Genomic DNA, 18,430 nt, shown 5'->3' with positions numbered 1-18,430 from the left:
TGCCCTCATGGTTCGAACACTACAACACCCTTCACCCGCATAAGGCATTGGGGTATTGCTCGCCTCGTGAGTTCTTAAACCGTCAAACCGAAACCTGATCCTGTCCGGTTTTTAAGGGGCAACTCCACCTTATGACCCTCAACCCATAATCACGTTATGGGTTGAGCCATATCCAGCGACGGTCTGGCTGGTTTTTATTGAACACAATCACGCTTGCTTGACCTACGATATTATCCTCGGGAACAAACCCGATGTTAAAGCGACTGTCGAGGCTGTTATCCCGGTTGTCGCCAAGCATGAAATAGTGAGCAGTCGGAACGACGAACTCGGCAGTATTGTCTCCGCGACTGTCGTCCGAGATTTCTGCAACGGTGTAGGAGCGACCGGAAGGCAGAGTTTCGCTATATAGCGAAACCGAGCGCCCATTAAGTTCCACAGCACCTTGTTGCTGTCGCGGTACCGGCTGGCCATTCAAGAAAAGGACACCCGAGCGCAACTGGATATGATCTCCGCTGATGCCGACGATCCGCTTGACAAAATCCGTCTCTAGATCATTCGGCGCCCGGAAAATGACAACGTCGCCTCGTTCTGGAGCGCGTGTGAACCAGCGTGTCTTGGGACCAAGCCCGAAGGGCAGTGAGTACCGGCCGTAACCATAGATATATTTATTCGCGAAAACATAGTCACCTACCTGCAAGGTAGGAGCCATCGAGTTGGCCGGAATTGCAAAAGGCTGAAACAGCAGACTTCTGATCATCAGCGCGAGCACAGCAGAACCGACACCGAAAACCAGAAGAAGACTGTACCAGCGAGAATACCAGGGAAAATGGCGTTCGCCATTCAACGATCGCGCGGCCAGATAACCGTGGATCCCCCCGACGATGCGAAGTCCAATCATGCCGAGATAACCATCGAGCGGGAAGGCCGCGCCTTGGTAAGCCCACCAGATTTGCGCTGCGGCGGCGGCGAAGCCCACAAAGACATAGAGGATCGCCAGCCAACCTCGACCGAGATAGGCCATGACAACATCCGGCCCGAAGAGGAGACCTATAATGGCTGTACCGATGGGATTACGGGAGCGAAAGGCGTTGATAAGTTTCATCCAAGCAGTTTTCAGTTTTCCATCTTCCGATGTCCAAGCATCGCGGACAGGTCGGAAGAAATACAATGAATCAATGAAAATCCCCGCGGCGAACTTAATCACCGCGGGGATCAGCTTATCTAAACTTGGGTTGCCGGAAAGTGGCGACGCCACTTATCCCTGCAATTATCAAGAGCAACCGCTCGTAGCACCACACGTGTCGCACTTCTCACACGTGCCGTTGCGCACCATCGTGAAGTTCTGGCACTCGGAGCACATGTTGCCCGTATAGCCCTGCATGATCGACTTCATGCGGCGGTCGGCTTCGACCTTTTTGGCTTCCGACTTGGCGGCAGCGGCGTCGGCTTCGGCCTTGTCGGAGAAGAGCGCGGTCGCGACCTGCTTTTCTTCCGATGCGACGTCGTCGAGCACCTCTTCAGCAATCTCTTCGGCCAGTTCCTTGGCGCGCTCCTCGTAATCGCGCTTGAAGGCGACGATTTCCGAGGTCGAGATGGCAACAGCAGGCTCAAGCTTGCGGGCCGTGTTGCCGGCGATCGAGGTGACGCTGGCGGAAGCGCGGGCAGGGGCGGCGGTGGCCGAACCCTTGGCTTCCGAGCTACCCATTGCACCGCCCTGGATCAGGGTCGGCTTGTAACCGCGGGTCCAGCCGGTCGAAACGAGCTGCGTCTTGCCTTCCTTGATGCCCTTGCCGAGCGCCGTGTTGGAGAAGTCAGACGTATCGACATGCGCAAGGTCGTGACGGCCGAGATAGGAAACGGCGAGTTCGCGGAACACGTAGTCGAGGATCGACGTGGCGTTCTTGATCGCGTCATTGCCCGTCACGATGCCGGCCGGCTCGAACTTGGTGAAGGTGAAGGCCTCCACATATTCTTCCAGCGGCACGCCGTACTGAAGACCCAGCGAGATGGCGATGGCAAAGTTGTTCATCATTGCGCGGAAGGCAGCGCCTTCCTTGTGCATGTCGATGAAGATCTCGCCGATGCGGCCATCGCCGAATTCGCCGGTGCGCAGATAGACCTTGTGTCCGCCGACATTGGCCTTCTGGGTGTAACCCTGACGGCGGTTCGGCAGCTTTTCGCGCTCGCGGGTGACGCGCTCGATAACGCGTTCCACGATCTTTTCGGTGATCTGCACGGCCTGGGCTGCGGTCGGAGCCTGTACCAGTTCCTCGATCGCGTCTTCCGCATCGTCCTCGTCGATAAGCGAGGCATTGAGCGGCTGCGACAGCTTGGAACCGTCACGATAAAGCGCGTTGGCCTTGAGAGCCAGCTTCCAGGACAGCATGTAGGCTGCGCCGCAATCCTCGACGGTCGCCTCGTTCGGCATGTTGATCGTCTTGGAGATCGCACCCGAGATGAACGGCTGGGCAGCAGCCATCATGCGGATGTGGGATTCGACCGAGAGATAACGCTTGCCGATCTTGCCGCAGGGATTGGCGCAATCGAAGACGGCGAGATGCTCTTCCTTGAGGAAGGGCGCACCTTCGAGCGTCATCGCACCGCAAACGTGAACGTTGGCAGCCTCGATGTCCTTCTTCGAGAAGCCGACATGCTCGAGCAGGTTGAAGCTCATGTCCAACAGCTGCTCGTCGGTGACCTTGAGGGTTTCCTTCAGGAAGTCCGCACCGAGCGTCCACTGGTTGAAGACGAACTTGATGTCGAAGGCGGCCTTGGTCGCGTCGTTGATCGCGGCAATCTTCTCGTCCGAAAAACCCTTGGCCTTCAGCGTGCCGGGGTTGATGCCGGGAGCCTGGTTCAGGTTGCCGTGGCCGACTGCATAGGCTTCGATCTCGGCGATCTGGCTTTCCGAATAACCGAGCGAGCGCAGCGCGTCCGGAACGGCGCGGTTGATGATCTTGAAGTAACCGCCACCGGCGAGCTTCTTGAACTTGACCAGTGCGAAATCGGGCTCGATGCCGGTCGTGTCGCAGTCCATCACGAGGCCGATCGTGCCGGTCGGCGCGATAACGGTCGTCTGGGCATTGCGGTAACCGTGCTTTTCACCGAGTTCCAGCGCCTTGTCCCATGCCGCCTTGGCATGAACGACCAGCGTCTGGTCTGGGTTTTCGTCGTGATAGAGCGGAACCGGATCGACAGAAAGCTGCTCGTAGCCGGTTGCCTCACCATAGGCCGCGCGGCGATGGTTGCGCATGACGCGCAGCATGCTTTCGCGGTTCGGGGCAAAGTTCGGGAAGGGGCCAAGCTCGCCTGCCATTTCGGCAGAGGTCGCATAGCAGATGCCGGTCATGATCGCGGTCAGCGAACCGGCAATCGCGCGGCCTTCCTTGGAGTCGTAAGGGATACCCGACGACATCAGGAAACCGCCGATGTTTGCATAGCCGAGGCCGAGCGTGCGGTACTGGTAGGAGAGTTCGGCGATTTCCTTCGACGGGAACTGCGCCATCATCACCGAGATTTCGAGCACCATGGTCCACAGGCGCACGGCATGTTCGTAATCGGCGATCGCAATGTTCTTCGTTGCCTTGTCCTTGAACTGGAGAAGGTTGAGCGAAGCAAGGTTGCAGGCCGTGTCGTCGAGGAACATGTATTCCGAGCACGGGTTGGAGCCGCGGATCGGGCCACCGGCCGGCGAGGTGTGCCAGTCGTTCATCGTCGTGTTGAAGTGGATGCCCGGATCGGCAGACGCCCATGCGGCATAGGAGATCTGTTCCCACAGATCCTTGGCCTTCAAGGTCTTCATCACCTTGCCATCCTTGCGGGCGGTCAGGTTCCACTCACCATCATTCTCGACGGCGCGCAGAAAATCGTCCTTCAGGGAGACGGAGTTGTTGGAGTTCTGGCCGGAAACCGTGAGGTAGGCTTCCGAATCCCAGTCGGTGTCATAGGTCTTGAACTCGAGATCCTTGTAACCCTGCTGGGCGAACTGGATGACGCGCTTGACGTAGTTTTCCGGAACCAGGTCCTTCTTGGCAGCGCGGATTTCGCGCTTCAGGGCCGGGTTCTTCAACGGGTCGAAGCAGTCGTCATCAGAGCCTTCGCAGTTGACGCAGGCCTTCATGATCGCCTTCAGATGCTTGGCGACGATCTTCGAACCGGTGACGAGGGCAGCAACCTTCTGCTCTTCCTTGACCTTCCAGTTGATGTATTCCTCGATATCCGGATGGTCGATATCGACCACGACCATCTTGGCCGCACGGCGGGTCGTGCCGCCGGACTTGATCGCGCCGGCAGCCCGGTCGCCGATCTTGAGGAAGCTCATCAGGCCCGAAGAACGGCCGCCGCCGGAAAGCTTTTCGCCTTCGCCGCGCAGATGGGAGAAGTTGGAGCCGGTGCCGGAACCATACTTGAACAGACGCGCTTCGCGAACCCACAGGTCCATGATGCCGCCTTCGTTGACCAGGTCGTCACCAACGGACTGGATGAAGCAGGCATGCGGCTGCGGATGTTCGTAGGACGACTTGGACTTGGTCAGCTTGCCGGTGAAGGGGTCGACATAGAAATGGCCCTGGCCGGGACCATCGATGCCATAGGCCCAATGAAGACCGGTGTTGAACCATTGAGGGGAGTTCGGGGCAACGCGCTGGGTGGCGAGCATATAGGCAAGCTCGTCCATGAAGGCGGCCGCATCGTCTTCGGAGGTGAAATAGCCACCCTTCCAGCCCCAATAGGTCCAGGTGCCGGCAAGACGCGAAAAGACCTGGCGGGCATCGGTTTCAGAACCGTAGCGCTCGCCTTCCGGAATGTCCTTCATCGCCTTCTCGTCGGCAACGGAGCGCCACAGGAAGGAAGGAACGTCGTTTTCGTCAACGCGCTTCAGGATCTTCGGAACGCCGGCCTTGCGGAAATACTTCTGCGCCAGAACGTCGGTCGCGACCTGGGAAAACTGCGACGGCACGTCGATATCCGCCAACCGGAAGACGATGGAACCGTCCGGATTACGGATCTCGCTGGTCGCCTTGCGGAACTCGATGGTTCCGTAGGCGCCTGTCTCAGGCTTCGTGAAACGACGTTCGATGCGCATTGCCTCTAGTCCCTCATCCTTTGGCGCCGATAAGGCGCACGTGTTCGATGCGGCTGCTCTCCATCATGGGCAGCCGGCTGAAATTTCATCCAGACTCATTGGATGTCTATCTGTATATTGTGCTGGATAATGGCTGCCAACACTAAATATAGTATTAACAACATGTTTATGCCAGCCTAATCGCGGTCTTGGCGGTGATTTTCAGAGGACACGAAAACCCGTCGCCCGGCTGTCTGTCAGAACAAGCCCTGCGCTCGATTGTTTCCATCAAACTCGAAAAAGAACCGGCCTCGTTACTCCCGGTCCAGTCGCCGCCGCAACATAGGTTTATTCATGGCCGCGCATCCTGATTCGGTCAAGCCGTAGCCGGTAGGAGTTTCTAAACCACAAGATATTGTGGCTGATGCCTGTGGATAACGGGGAATAAAAAACAGCTAGGATTCTCAAATGCTTGGCGACCGGAGCTGAAGCTTAAGCGAGGCTTGCGAAATTCGATTGTGGCATGATCGGGGCAGATCGGCGGCTCTGGAAGCCCTTTCTGAACGGGCATTTTAGCACTTGGCCATACCATATTGAGACATATGGGTAACACGGCCCTCTAAATGTAGAAAAGTCCGCCATCCTGTGGATGACGGACCAGCTATTGACATCAAAACGACAGGGCAGGGTATGCGTCAGCGCATATCCTGCGGCTCGTGGTTGAAATGGAATGGGGCCACTATCTGTTGTGATCCTGGAGTCTTGGAGATCTAGCCCCGGTGTCCCTTGGCGATCGGCTCCTGATAGGTGAAGCCCATGTCCCAGGGAAAATAGATCCAGGTATCCTGGGAAACCTCGGTGACGAAGGTGTCGATCGTCGGCACGCCGGTCGGCTTGGCATAGACGCAGGCAAAATGTGCCTTTGGCAACATTTCGCGCACTTCCTTCGCCGTCTTGCCCGTATCCGTCAGGTCGTCGACAACGAGAATGCCTTCGCCGCCGTTTTCCAGCAGCTCGGGCGAAATGCCTTTCAGCAATACGGTTTCGCCCTGGTCGACATAGTCATGGCGCGTGGCGATGCAGACCGTATCGATGAGACGAATATTGAGTTCGCGCGAGATGATCGCCGCCGGCACCAGGCCGCCGCGGGTGATACAGACGATTGCCTTGAACTCCTGGCCAAGGCCGGAGAGGCGCCAGGAAAGCGCACGGGTATCGCGGTGGAATTGGTCCCAGGAAACGGGAAATGCTTTTTCAGGAAGAGACATGAATTTGCCGCCAGAACGAGAGTTTCTTTGGCTCTCGCTAATAGCGGCAAGCGAGGGGAAAAGGCAAGCGGTCGGACTTTATGTCGGTTGCACTCCTCTTCCCCTTACGAGTTTCAGGCTTGTCTGTGCGGAGTGAAGGTGAGGGCGACGATAAGGCCAATGATGGCGCAGGCCGAGGTCAGCCCGGCAACCGCTCCCCATCCGCCATGTATCCAGAACCATCCGCCGGCCCAGCCGGTAAAGCTGGCGCCGATATAATAGAACAGCAGGTAGAGCGCCGAGGCATGGCTCTTGGCGGCGCCCGAACTTGCGCCGACGCCGCTGCTCGCTGCCGAATGGCCGATGAAAAAGCCGATCGTGATCAGCGAGATGCCGAGGATGGTGAGGGTTAGGCTGGAGGTCAGCGTCACCACCACGCCGGCAAGAATGGTGGCGAACGTGACGATCAGCGTTGTCCTTCGACCGAACCGGTCCACCATCCGCCCGCCGGACGATGAAGAAACGATCCCCAGCGCATAGGTGAGGAAAATCATGCTGATCGCCGTCGGCCCGAGATGATAGGGCGCACCGGCCAGCCGGAAGGTGGAGTAATTGAACACGGTGGTGAACACGCTCGTCAGCATCGTGCCGATCAAATAGAGTCGCAAAAGCGCAGGGTTGGAAAGATGCTGCCGCCACAGATGAAGATGCCGCCCCACAGGCATGGATTGCGGCCGGAAATTTCGTGACGGCGGCAAAAGCAGAAAGAAGCCCATTGCCGCGGCGACACAGGCTACTCCCAGCGCATACATGGCGATCTGCCAGGAGGTAAAGGCCGACATCAAGCCCATCCCCACCCGTCCGACCATCGCCCCGAAAGCGGTGCCGCCGATATAAAGTCCCATCGCCCGGCCGAGGCTCGCAGGTTCGATCTCTTCTGCGAGATAAGCCATCGCCACCGCGGGCACGCCGCCAAGCACGAAACCCTCGACAGCCCGCGCTGCGAGCAGCCAGCCCCAACCACCGGCGCTTGCTGCGACAAGGTTGCATACTGCGGCCAGCATCATCGACGTGAACATCAGCGTCTTGCGGCTGACGATCTGGGCAAATGCGCCTGACAGAAGGATCGCGAAGGCAAGCGCACCAGTCGTCAGTGATAGCGCCAGCGAGGCCGTTGCAGCGTTGACGCCAAAGTCTTGCGGAAATTCCTGCAGAAGCGGCTGGACGCAGTAGATCAGCGAGAAACTGGCAAAACCGGCAAGGAAAAGCGCCCAGCTGGCGCGACGAAAGGCAGCGCTGTCGCCTTTTATCCAGGTTGTTTCGAATTCCGTCGGTGTCGCCTGAATAGCAGCGTCAAGTGTGGCGGGCTGGGGCATGGGGTATCCTTTGCAGACGCATATAGCGCCATGCCGACATTGCCGCTAATATATGGATGAGGCATTCTCCATATCTGGAATTAATATCATGGAGCTCAGACACGTCCGTTATTTCCTGGCAATTGCCGAGGAGGGAAGTTTTACCCGCGCGGCAGAGCGCCTTGGTATCGCACAGCCGCCGCTCAGCCAGCAGATCAAGGTGCTGGAGCAGGAGGCTGGCGTCCGGCTCTTCCGCCGCCTGTCACATGGGGTAGAGCTCACGCCCGCTGGCCGCGCCTTCCGGGCTGCGGTCGGTAACGTTCCGCATGAGATCGCCGAAGGCGTACGGCTTGCGCGCAAGGCTGCTGCGGGTGAAAGCGGCGAGATTCGCATCGGCTTTACCGGGACCGCAGCCTTGAGCCCAGCCGTGCCTGTCTGTATCGCGCAGTTTCGAAATACCTATCCGGATGTCGAGATTAATGTCACGGAGGCCAATTCCATGGCGCTTGCCGCGGCACTGATCGAAGACCGGCTGGATGTCGCCATTCTGCGTCCCTCGAATTCCGATCCCAATCTTCTGGCCGAGGAGGTTCTGACCGACGAGCCGCTTCTCGCTGCGCTGCCGGCCACCCATCCCTTGGCGGTCTCTGGAGAGATTATCGATCTTGCCAAATTGTGCGATGATCCGTTCATCCTGACGCCCCGCAGCGTTGGCGTCAGTCTTCATGATGCGATCCTGCGGGCCTGTGCGAAATCCGGCTTCACGCCCAAGTCGGGGCCGGCAGCACCCCATATCGCTTCGATACTCTCACTGGTCGCAGCAGGCCTCGGCGTATCGCTTGTTCCGGCATCCATTGCTCGCGTGGATTTGCGCGGTACGGTATTTCGGCATCTGGGTGACACCGCCGAACGTGTTGCGATCGCACTCGCCTATCGCAGGGCAACGACATCGCCTGTTGTTAGAAACTTCTGCTCCGTCGCACGAAAGGCGCGCATGGATAGGCGCTTTGAACTGCAGGCGCAAAAAGAATGAGGTCCTCGCGTCTGTTTTCTTCATCTGACTTTCATCCCGCAAACACCCTGTCGCCGCATTTGGTTGCAATGCCGACCGGGCAGATATGAATGAGGAAAACATGGACGAACTGGAAAAAGCGGCTCGCGGATTGCTTTATGATGCAAATTACGATTCTGCCGTTCTGGAAAAACGCAAGGCGGCCAAGCGTATCCTGCATCGGCTGAATGCACTCTCGCCGGATGAGAGGCAAGAACATGCCGAGCTGATCCGCGGGTTATTGGGACGCATCGGCAGGAATTTCGTCTTCGACGGTTCGTTTCACTGCGATTACGGCTTTAATATCGAAATAGGCGACGATTTCTATGCCAACGTCAACCTTGTCATTCTGGACGGCGCGAAGGTCACTATCGGTGATAACGTCTTCATTGCTCCCAATGTCGGCATCTACACCGCGGGTCATCCGCTAGACCCAGAGCGCCGCAACGCCGGCCTCGAATATGCTCTTCCGGTCACGATCGGGAACAACGTCTGGATCGGCGGGGGAGTTTCGATCATGCCGGGCGTGACCATCGGCGATGGTGCGGTGATCGGCGGCGGCGCGGTCGTCACGCGCGATATTCCGGCGAATGTCGTTGCCGCAGGAAACCCGGCACGCGTTATCCGGGAGATCACGACCGAAGACGCAAAGCGCGAGAGTTTCGGCCGCAAGTAGCCGTTCCGCATATTGGGCAAGCGGCAGCACCTTCTGGCTGCCGCCGCTCGACCTTTATCGTGAAAGCAATGTCAGCGCCGTCATCGAATCGAGCAGGCTGCGCGTTACCCCGCCGAAGAACATTTCCCACCAGCGCGAATGCCCGTATCCGCCCATGACAAGCAGATCGATGCTTTTGTCTGCAAGGCGGTTTTCGATCGCTGCAGCCGGCGAATTGCCGCCGCTGTCCTGCGTCGTCAATGTTACGTTTATGCCGTGGCGGGCAAGTGTTGCGGCAAGCTCGGAACCTGCAAATTCCTTTTCCCTATCGCCGCGCTCAGGAGGATCGATCACCAGAACTTCTACCGAAGAGGCCTGCTTGAGGATCGGGAGCGAATCGAAGGTGGCACGGGCAGCCTCCCGTGAACCGTTCCAGGCGATCAGCACACGTTCGATCGGTTTTGGCTGCTTCAGCGTATAGGGCACGAGCAACATCGGCCGGCCGCTTTCGAACAGGAATGTCTCCAGGTCGGCGCGATGATCGGCCTGGGACGGGCTGCTCTGGTTGGCAACGATCAGGTCCGCAGTCCGTGCGACCTCCTGTACGGAGCTTGATGCATAACCGGCCGCCAGCATGTAGCTGCGCCATTCGGCCGAAAGTCCCTCGCGCGTGGTCTTCTGGCGGAAGATCTGCTCAATTGCTTGAGTTTCCTTCTGGGCGCTTTCCTGCAGGATCTCGATTGCGGTCGGGTCGGGGATTTCCATCGGCGCGATCAGCGGAACGGCGGTTAGCGTCTCGGCATGAACCCCCACCAGATGCGCGGAAAACTGTTCGGCGATCGCAACCGCAAAATCGGTGATCTGGGGCGCGTTTCGTTGCGTGTCGAGAACAGCAAGAACAGTCTTGTAGGACATGGACATCTCCTCATTACAGGCTTCGTTTCGAGCCCTGTTCCAATAAGGTGGTGCTGCCGAGGCGCGGGTCAACGGGCGCCGCCCTTTGGTTATGCGTCTGCAGTCGGATTGGCCGAAATCCCTTTTCGATCGAGGCCGGCAATCATCTCCGAGACTGCTTCTGCAGCGGCATCCATAGCCTCGGCATCACGGCCGCGCACGACGATCTCGGTCGAGAATTTTTTTCCGTCGAAACGCGGGTAGGAGCCGATGCTGATTTCCGGATGCGCCTTCTGGATATCAGCAAGCAAGGTGCCGATATCGCCTTCGCCATAGGGGCAGGAGACGGCACGCGACAGCATTTTTGCGCCGCTGCGCAAGGTCGGCAGAACGTTGTCGACCATCGCCTGGAAAACCTGCGGCACGCCTGCCATCACATAGACATTGCCGATGATGAAGCCGGGGGCCGTGGAAACGGGGTTGGCGATATGTTTCGCACCTTCCGGCATCCGCGCCATGCGCTGGCGGGCAGGGGTGAATTCCATCTCGCGCCGCTTGTACATCTCACCAAGCAGGGTCATCGCCTCTGAGTCATAGACGCACTCGACGCCAAATGCCTTGGAAACCGAATCCGCGGTAATGTCGTCATGGGTGGGGCCGATGCCGCCGGATGTGAAGACGTAGTCATAGCGTGCCCTGAGCGCATTGAGCGCCTCGACGATCGCTTCTTCTTCGTCCGCAACAATGCGAACCTCTTTGAGGTCGATGGCGGACAGTGTGAGCATATCGGCCAGATGTCCGATATTCTTGTCCTTGGTTCGCCCCGAAAGCAGCTCGTCGCCTATGGCAAGCATGGCAGCGGTTACAATGGTGGAGGAGGCGGAGTAATCGGACATGAGGAGCTCGCTTTCTGTGATGGCTGGACGTTAATCCGCCTGCCGGGGAATGCAATCCCGCCGACGCTTACCTGATAATACGCAAATCGAACAAGATATGCCGCCATCGTTCGAAAATAGTAGACAGTGCGTCGTGGCATCGCCGTCTGGCGGCGCATACCCGGCTCGGATAGCTTTCGGCCACACGCTTGTAACAAGGCAGATCAATGATCATCGAGTTCTTGAAAAAGCTGTTGGGCGGAGCACCTACTGTAAGCTCAGCAACAGCGTCCACTCCCGCAGAGGAAACGAAGAAAATGACGAAGGTTCTGGTTCTTTACTATTCTTCCTATGGTCACATCGAAACGATGGCCTACGCTGTCGCCGAAGGCGCGAAGTCGGCCGGTGCCGAAGTCACCGTAAAGCGCGTTCCGGAACTGGTCCCGGAAGAAGTCGCAAAGTCCTCGCATTTCAAGCTCGACCAGCCTGCACCGATCGCCACCGTTGCTGAACTTGAAGAATATGATGCCATCATCGTTGGCGCCGGCACACGCTTCGGCACTGTCGCCTCGCAGATGCGCAATTTCTGGGACCAGACGGGTGGCCTGTGGTTTACCGGCAAGCTGGTCGGCAAGGTTGGATCTGTCTTCACGTCGTCCGCCACCCAGCACGGCGGTCAGGAATCCACCATCCTCGGCTTCATTCCGACCCTGCTTCACCACGGCATGGCCGTTGTCGGCCTTCCCTATGCCTTCCAGGGCCAGATGGGTGTTGAAGCAGTCAAGGGCGGCTCGCCCTACGGTGCGTCCACCATCACCGACGGCGACGGGTCTCGCCAGCCTTCGGATGTCGAACTGGAAGCCGCAAAGTTCCAGGGTGCCCATGTTGCAAAGATCGCAGCCAAGCTTTCGGCCTGATCTCGATTAGCCGTCGGAATTCACCTGAAAGGGAGTGGCCTTGGCCGCTCTCTTTTTGCATTCTGGGCACAGTTTTGGGCACAGATGACGAATTGGTGCCCATGATTGAAGGCGCGCCGTCTTCGATGTGAAGTTCGCGTATCTGCTTTATTTTATTTATATCAATGACTTGGGTGATTGGTGCGGACGGCGGGGATCGAACCCGCATGACCGAGGCCGAGAGATTTTAAGTCTCTTGCGTCTACCAGTTTCGCCACGTCCGCTTGGGTCTTGCTTTTCAGGTAGATAGACGATTCCGTCAAGCTCAGCTTTGCAAAACAAGTTCCGGAGTTTTGCAAAGCTGAGCTTTTGTCCCGGATCGTTGCGGCCGTCCACAGCAAGGCCTAGTCATACGTGAAGAAAAAGGCCGGCACCGCGGGTGCCAGCCTCATCACAATTACATCTCCGCAGCCTTTGTCAGTCGAGAAGATCCGCAGGCACCTTGCCGCCGTTTTCCGACAGCTTTTTCATCAATGCCTTGTGAAGCCACATGTTCATCTTGGCCGAATCCCCTGTGTCGCCGGTGTAGCCCAGTTCGGCTGCAAGTTCTTTGCGCTCGCTGAGGCTCGCATCCATGCCAAGAGCCTTCATAAGGTCGACGATCGAGTGGCGCCAGTCGAGCTTTTGGCCGCTCTTCTTGACCGCGGCGTCAAGGATGGGCGCGACGTCGATGGGCGCAGACGTTGATGGACTTGCTGCCGGAGCGGCGGACGCCGCTGCGGGGGCCGGGGACGAAGTGGCAGCAGTCGGCGCGGCGCCCGTTGCGGCGGGAGCCGCAGCTGGATTTTCAGCTGCCGCTGCCGGGGAGCCGAAGATCGCATTCTTAATCTTGCTGAAGATGCTCATGGGTCTTCTCCTCGAGGTTAGATGGTAAGGAACTAGGGCGTCCAGTGCTGGAGGAAATGGGGCCGATGTCTAAACGAAGCGAATTGTGGTGGTGAGCAATATTGTCGGGGAGGTGCAGGATCGCTTCAGGTTGACGCTTGAATGTCCGGGGCTATGTCCTCCTCCATAACGAGGAGGAAAATATGGTCGGGAAAGTATTGTTCCTTTTGATGATAATCTTCACCGGCTCGGTGGCGCATGCGGAAGGTACGGTAAAGGAAGGCCAGGTCATGGCCAGCCGCATTCTCGGAAAGAACGTCGAGTACTCGCTGTATCTGCCACCGGGGTACGGTCGTGACGAAAGGCGTTATCCGGTCATCTACCTTATGCATGGTGGCGGCGACGGCCAAAATCAGGATTGGTATCGTTTCGGCAACGCCAATCTGGTTTTTGACAGGCTGATCGAATCAGGTGAAGTGCCGCCCTTCATCGCGGTCACGCCGGAAGGCCGCCGGGATGACGACAACAAATTCAACACCTATTACATGAACGATGCCGACGGCCAGTATTTGTGGCAGGACATGTTCGTGAAAGAGTTCGTTCCGCACATCGAAAAGACCTTTCCCGTCATTCCAGGTAAGAAGTCCCGCGGCATTCTCGGCCTGTCGATGGGCGGATATGCAGCAATTGCTTTTTCCATGAAATATCCTGATCTTTTCGCCGGTGCCGCTGCATTGAGTGCGGCCTTCCGCACCGACCAGCAGATCGTCGAAATGGATCAGGCAGGATATGATCGGCGCTATGGCAAGGCCTGGGGTGTCGGATTGGCCGGGCGCGATCGCCTCAATCAGCCTTATTACGCCAACAGCGTTCTCGATCTGGTCGACAAGGTCCCGGCTGACGATCTAAAGAAGACCGAGCTCTTTATAGACTGCGGTTCCTATGACGATTTTTTCGTCGGCAATGCCGAGCTGACAATGAAACTCCGGAAGCTGAAAGTGCCGCATCATTTCATGGCCCGCGAGGGTGGTCATGACTGGACCTATTGGCGCACCGGGCTGCCGCAGGCGACCGTTTTTCTGGGTGAGGTTTTTCATCAATAACAGGCCGCTAGACGTTATTTGTTCGTCTCCGCCGGAATGCTGAAGTCGGCGGAGAACTGAAAGCTGGTTAAACGGGCTTGGTCTTCATCCATAAGCTATGGCATAGCGATGAAAATCTTGACGAGCCGTGGATGGTTTATGTGATGAAGACAGGTGTGGATGATGCCAAGGCGGCGATGCGGACGATCTTTCCGGAGACGCCGCTCCAGTTGAACGAGCATCTGAGCCGCCGTTACGGCGCAGATATCTGGTTGAAGCGTGAGGACCTGTCGCCGGTCCGTTCCTACAAGATCCGCGGCGCCTTCAATTTTCTGCGCAAGGCGATCACTACTGGCGCGAGCGGCAAGACGTTCGTCTGCGCTTCGGCCGGCAACCATGCGCAGGGGTTTGCCTTCGTCTGCCGCCATTTTGAAGTGCCGGGCATTGTCTTCATGCCGGTCACGACGCCGCAGCAGAAGATAGACAAAACCCGCATCTTCGGCGGCGAATTCATCACCATCAAGCTTGTCGGCGACATCTTCGACCAATGCTACGCGGCCGCCCGTGCCCATGTGGAGGAAATCGGCGGCATGATGGTGCCACCCTTCGACGATCTAGACATAATCGAGGGGCAGGCGACCGTTGCTGCGGAAATTTCGACCCAGCTACCCGATGGCGTGTTGCCGGACTTGGTCATTCTTCCGGTTGGCGGCGGCGGTCTTGCTTCCGGCGTCACCGGCTACCTCAAGGATGCGGTCGCCGCTGAAGGTTTTCTCTTCACTGAGCCGACAGGCGCGCCGAGCCTGAAGAAAAGCCTCGAGGCCGGATCGCCCATAACGCTTTCGAAGGTCGACAACTTCGTCGATGGTGCCGCGGTCGCGCGCATCGGTGATCTTAATTTTGAAGCGTTGAAAGGTTTTTCGTCGTCGCAGGTGATGCTGGTTCCCGAAAATGCGATCTGCGTCACGATGACCGACATGCTGAATGTCGAAGGTGTCGTGCTGGAACCGGCAGGTGGTCTTTCGATCACCGCACTGTCGCTTCTTCCGCGTGAAAAGATCGCCGGAAAGACCATCGTCTGCATCGTCTCGGGCGGCAATTTCGATTTCGAGCGGCTACCCGATGTGAAGGAGCGGGCCATGCGTTATGCGGGCCTGAAGAAATATTTCATCCTGCGTTTGCCCCAGCGTCCCGGGGCTTTGCGCGATTTCCTCAACCTTCTGGGCCCAGATGATGACATCGCCCGTTTCGAATATCTGAAGAAATCGGCCCGCAATTTCGGCTCGATCCTTATCGGTATCGAAACGACGGCGTCGGAAAACTTCGCCGGCCTTTATGAACGTTTTGAAGGGGCAGGGCTCGGGTACGAGGACATCACCGAAAACGAAATCCTCGCCAACCTGATCATTTGATGGGCTGGCGCTTCCGGCCTGAAACGGTTACAGGCGGTTGGGTGCGTTTCGGCGCCGGGAGCAATGTGGTAGGCAAAATCATGGCATCTTTTTTCTCTTCTCTCCTCTCAGCCTTTTCAGGCAAGGATAAGCCGGCCCAGGCTGCCAAAGGCGTGGAACCTGTTGCTTACAAGGATTGCCTGATCTATCCGGCACCGATCGCCGAAGGCGGACAATACCGCCTCGCTGGCCGGATCGAGAAGGACGTAAACGGCGAGACGCTGGTTCGCCATGTCATTCGGGCCGATATGTTCTCTTCGATGGAAGACGCTGTGACTTTCACGGTCCGCAAGGCTGAACAGATCATCGACCAGAACGGCTCTTCGCTGTTTTCGGACGGTCAAAGCTCCCGTTCCGCCTGATCCGCCACTGATAGGACGTTCCATCTTCAGTTTCCTTTGGGGACGGGGAGGTTATCCGTGTTTCTGAGATCATCCGGCTCAAGGACGATGCCGCCATCTGGCGCTGCACGATCGGCCGACAGGCTTGCCCAGTCGAGTCCTGTTCACTGAAAGCCTCAACGAAATCATGGTGCATGCCGGCAACGGCCACGCTTTCAGTATCGCCATGATCGATCTCGATCGTTTCAATTCATGGCCATCAGGCTGGCGATGCAGTCATCCGCGAGGTCTCTGTTAGGCTGATGGCTAAAACCGGGCCGCTGGATATGATCGCTCGCCTTGAGGGAGAAGATTTCGCAGCAATTCTGGCAAGCGTGTCGACGGAACAGGATCTGGAAACGTTCAGCGCTCTGCCCGGAGCATACGGCTGACAAGGATACGTCGGTCGGTTGTGCCGATATCGCGCTCTATTGAGATGATCCCTAGTTTGCTGGTCCATTGAAACACATGCCAAGACGATTGCCGGAAGTTGCAGGTCTGGACTTCAAGGAAGGCACGATTGTCCTTCTTGTCAGATAACTTGCGCAGGACTTACCGGGATTTGAGGAAAACTTAACTGAGATGATCCTAAAAGAGCTTGTTCTCAATGGCGCAAGGAGCGCCCATGCAATGGCTTAATCTCGGCCTGTTTCTGATTGAAGCGGTCGTCTATTTCTCCGTCATGACGGCGTTCCTGCATTTTCGGCGTTCGCTTGGCCTGGGTGTGTTTTTGGCCGCGCTCGGTGTGATGCACTTCATGGAGACCTACCTAGCGGCGGTCTTTTACGTCGAGCTTCCATTCGGAACGGTATCGCCAGGTTCCTCTATCTTTTTTGCCGGCAAGCTGATGATGATCCTGATGCTTTATATCAAGGAAGATGCAGCAACGGTACGGCAGCCCATCTATGGACTGTTTCTCGGTAATCTCCTGACGGTTGGCATCGCCCAGATATTGCAGCTGCACGCGGCTGTAACGCTGCCGGGCGGACGCGCTGCCGATATGGCCTTTCTCGATGAGATGGGTTGGCTCATGGTCTGGGGCACGACGATCCTCTATGTCGACGCGATTGCCATCATCCTGCTTTACGAGCGGTTGGGGCGTTTCGTCGACAATGTGGTCGTGCGCTTCGCCATCAGCGGCGCCGTTATGCTGACGTTTGATCAGGTAGCTTTTTTCTCTGTACTCCACATCTTGCTTGGTGTGCCGCTGCCTGTCTTCTTCGGTGGCTGGTATGCGAAGTTACTCGCGGTGCTTATCTATTCGAGCCTCTTTGCAGTCTATCTCAGGATCGATCAAAACGACCGATGGTTCGCGTCGTCACGGCAGATCAAGGACATTTTTCACGACCTCACATTCCGCGAGCGTTATCAGGCTCTGCTGGCAAAGGCTGGTGTAGACGGACTGACCGGTCTTTTGGATCGCGGCCGTTATGAGGTGGACGGACCTGAACTGGTGCGAAAAAGCCTCGCAATGCGCCAGTCGATCAGCATGGTCATTGTCGATGCCGATCATTTCAAGGAGGTCAATGATCGATTCGGCCATCAGCGTGGTGATACGGTTTTGCGGGATTTGGCAGCTTGTCTGAGCAGGAGCGCTCGCTCAAGTGATCATTTATCCCGTTTCGGCGGCGAGGAGTTCGTGATCCTTTTGTCGGACACCGACCATGAAAAGGCTCTGGAAGTCGCAGAGCGCCTTCGGGTGGATATTGCTGCCAACATCACGCGGCCCGATGGCGCGCCGCTTACGGTCTCGATCGGCGTTGCGACTGCGCCGGAGGATGGCCGAACGCTGGATCTCATCTTGAGCCGGGCTGACGAACGGCTCTATCAGGCAAAAAATAACGGCCGTGATAGGGTTCACGGCCGTCTTGGGAAGTTCTGAACGTATTCAGGAAATTAGGCAGCGAGAGCCAGCTGCTCTGTCCGTTCCTGGGCCGAAGCAATTGCCTTTTCGAAGGCTTCCGGACCGAAAGCCGTGCCTTCGACATAGATGACTTCGACATCGGTCATTCCCATGAAGCCGAGGACGGTCTTCAGGTAAGGAACGGCATGGTTCATCGCCATGGCAGGGCCTTCGGAATAGATGCCTGCGGCCGACAGGACGACATAGACCTTCTTGCCGGTGGCAAGACCCTGCGGGCCTTCGGCCGTGTAGCGGAAGGTGAGGCCGGCGCGGGCAACGTTGTCGATCCAGCTCTTCAGCTGCGAGTAGATGTTGAAGTTGATCAGGCCAGTTGCCAGCACGACAGTGTCGGCGGCCAGCAGTTCGGCAGTGAGCTTGTCCGACAGTTCGGCGGCAGCCGCTTCCTCGGAATTACGCTGGTCAGCCGGCTTGCGGATAGCCGAGGTCGTTACGGTGTCGAGATGGGAAATCGGATTCTGACCAAGGTCGTGACTGACAACAGTTGCGCCAGCGTTCTTCGCCTTCAGCTTATCGACGAATTCGTTGGCGATCTTGGTCGAGAGGGATTCGTCGCCGCGCGGGCTAGAGGTGACGAGAAGAATGGAAGACATGGTGCCAATTCCTTGATTTGTCTTGGAGGTCTTCTTGCGACCTCGATATATGGGGCGAGACTGGAGGCTCGTGTAGCTGACAA

General features: G+C 57.5%; 16 protein-coding genes, 1 tRNA gene and 1 pseudogene. 9 read left to right on the top strand and 9 right to left on the bottom strand.

The window, feature by feature from the left end:
- Nucleotides 1-98 (top strand): integrase core domain-containing protein (locus tag MRBLMR1_RS30875; protein WP_148148372.1); only part of this gene is annotated, 98 nt, incomplete at its 5' end.
- 56 nt (nucleotides 99-154) lie between these two features.
- Here MRBLMR1_RS30875 and lepB read toward each other — a convergent pair.
- The 4 genes from lepB to MRBLMR1_RS30855 form a co-directional block, all read right to left on the bottom strand.
- Nucleotides 155-1,021 carry a signal peptidase I gene (lepB, locus tag MRBLMR1_RS30870; RefSeq protein ID WP_148146500.1) on the bottom strand — a complete coding sequence of 289 codons (867 nt, stop codon included), beginning with the start codon at nucleotides 1,019-1,021 and terminating at the stop codon, nucleotides 155-157.
- 249 nt (nucleotides 1,022-1,270) lie between these two features.
- Nucleotides 1,271-5,083: a vitamin B12-dependent ribonucleotide reductase gene (locus MRBLMR1_RS30865; RefSeq protein ID WP_500067254.1), complete on the bottom strand. Its 3,813-nt coding sequence runs from the start codon at nucleotides 5,081-5,083 to the stop codon at nucleotides 1,271-1,273.
- A 749-nt stretch (nucleotides 5,084-5,832) separates the two neighbouring features.
- Nucleotides 5,833-6,330: a xanthine phosphoribosyltransferase gene (gene gpt, locus MRBLMR1_RS30860; RefSeq protein ID WP_148146364.1), complete on the bottom strand. Its 498-nt coding sequence runs from the start codon at nucleotides 6,328-6,330 to the stop codon at nucleotides 5,833-5,835.
- A 113-nt stretch (nucleotides 6,331-6,443) separates the two neighbouring features.
- A complete protein-coding gene (locus MRBLMR1_RS30855) occupies nucleotides 6,444-7,685 on the bottom strand; it encodes an MFS transporter (protein ID WP_148146365.1) in 1,242 nt (413 codons plus the stop codon).
- 88 nt (nucleotides 7,686-7,773) lie between these two features.
- Between MRBLMR1_RS30855 and MRBLMR1_RS30850 the strand changes: the two genes are divergently transcribed.
- Nucleotides 7,774-8,697 carry a LysR family transcriptional regulator gene (locus tag MRBLMR1_RS30850; protein WP_148146366.1) on the top strand — a complete coding sequence of 308 codons (924 nt, stop codon included), beginning with the start codon at nucleotides 7,774-7,776 and terminating at the stop codon, nucleotides 8,695-8,697.
- A 100-nt stretch (nucleotides 8,698-8,797) separates the two neighbouring features.
- Nucleotides 8,798-9,391 (top strand): sugar O-acetyltransferase, encoded by a 594-nt coding sequence (locus MRBLMR1_RS30845; protein ID WP_148146367.1) that lies wholly within the window; start codon nucleotides 8,798-8,800, stop codon nucleotides 9,389-9,391.
- A 54-nt stretch (nucleotides 9,392-9,445) separates the two neighbouring features.
- On the opposite strand, the gene MRBLMR1_RS30840 is transcribed toward MRBLMR1_RS30845, so the two are convergent.
- Nucleotides 9,446-10,285 (bottom strand): universal stress protein, encoded by an 840-nt coding sequence (locus tag MRBLMR1_RS30840; RefSeq protein ID WP_148146368.1) that lies wholly within the window; start codon nucleotides 10,283-10,285, stop codon nucleotides 9,446-9,448.
- Nucleotides 10,286-10,374: 89 nt separating this feature from the next.
- Nucleotides 10,375-11,160: a competence/damage-inducible protein A gene (locus MRBLMR1_RS30835; RefSeq protein ID WP_148146369.1), complete on the bottom strand. Its 786-nt coding sequence runs from the start codon at nucleotides 11,158-11,160 to the stop codon at nucleotides 10,375-10,377.
- A 296-nt stretch (nucleotides 11,161-11,456) separates the two neighbouring features.
- On the opposite strand from MRBLMR1_RS30835, the gene wrbA reads away from it, so the two are divergent.
- On the top strand, nucleotides 11,457-12,056 hold the full coding sequence (gene wrbA / locus MRBLMR1_RS30830; protein WP_148146370.1) for an NAD(P)H:quinone oxidoreductase type IV: 600 nt from the start codon (nucleotides 11,457-11,459) through the stop codon (nucleotides 12,054-12,056).
- Nucleotides 12,057-12,234: 178 nt separating this feature from the next.
- On the opposite strand, the gene MRBLMR1_RS30825 is transcribed toward wrbA, so the two are convergent.
- A tRNA-Leu gene (locus MRBLMR1_RS30825) sits at nucleotides 12,235-12,319 on the bottom strand.
- 193 nt (nucleotides 12,320-12,512) lie between these two features.
- Complete coding sequence (locus MRBLMR1_RS30820) at nucleotides 12,513-12,941, bottom strand: DUF3597 domain-containing protein (RefSeq protein WP_148146371.1); 429 nt, start codon at nucleotides 12,939-12,941, stop codon at nucleotides 12,513-12,515.
- A 182-nt stretch (nucleotides 12,942-13,123) separates the two neighbouring features.
- Here MRBLMR1_RS30820 and MRBLMR1_RS30815 point away from each other — a divergent pair, with 182 nt between their 5' ends.
- The 5 genes and pseudogenes from MRBLMR1_RS30815 (at nucleotide 13,124) to MRBLMR1_RS30795 (ending at nucleotide 17,715) form a co-directional block, all read left to right on the top strand.
- Nucleotides 13,124-14,023 carry an alpha/beta hydrolase-fold protein gene (locus tag MRBLMR1_RS30815; protein ID WP_148146372.1) on the top strand — a complete coding sequence of 300 codons (900 nt, stop codon included), beginning with the start codon at nucleotides 13,124-13,126 and terminating at the stop codon, nucleotides 14,021-14,023.
- Between the two features lie 143 nt (nucleotides 14,024-14,166).
- A complete protein-coding gene (gene ilvA / locus MRBLMR1_RS30810) occupies nucleotides 14,167-15,414 on the top strand; it encodes a threonine ammonia-lyase (RefSeq protein ID WP_500067253.1) in 1,248 nt (415 codons plus the stop codon).
- Between the two features lie 80 nt (nucleotides 15,415-15,494).
- Nucleotides 15,495-15,815, top strand: a complete 321-nt coding sequence (locus MRBLMR1_RS30805; RefSeq protein WP_148146374.1) for an HlyU family transcriptional regulator — start codon at nucleotides 15,495-15,497, stop codon at nucleotides 15,813-15,815.
- Nucleotides 15,816-15,912: 97 nt separating this feature from the next.
- Nucleotides 15,913-16,225 (top strand): annotated as a pseudogene (locus MRBLMR1_RS30800) (diguanylate cyclase domain-containing protein).
- 233 nt (nucleotides 16,226-16,458) lie between these two features.
- Nucleotides 16,459-17,715, top strand: a complete 1,257-nt coding sequence (locus MRBLMR1_RS30795; protein ID WP_148146375.1) for a GGDEF domain-containing protein — start codon at nucleotides 16,459-16,461, stop codon at nucleotides 17,713-17,715.
- A 14-nt stretch (nucleotides 17,716-17,729) separates the two neighbouring features.
- Here MRBLMR1_RS30795 and MRBLMR1_RS30790 read toward each other — a convergent pair whose 3' ends face one another.
- Nucleotides 17,730-18,347, bottom strand: coding sequence for an FMN-dependent NADH-azoreductase (locus MRBLMR1_RS30790; protein WP_148146376.1), 618 nt, complete (start codon nucleotides 18,345-18,347; stop codon nucleotides 17,730-17,732).
- Between the last annotated feature and the right edge of the window lie 83 nt (nucleotides 18,348-18,430).

It is taken from the genome of Neorhizobium sp. LMR1-1-1.1 (assembly GCF_040675795.1).
Taxonomy (GTDB): Bacteria; Pseudomonadota; Alphaproteobacteria; order Rhizobiales; family Rhizobiaceae; genus Neorhizobium; species Neorhizobium cellulosilyticum.
Note: the sequence above shows the minus strand (reverse complement) of the source record. Positions and strands in the feature narration are given on the sequence as shown.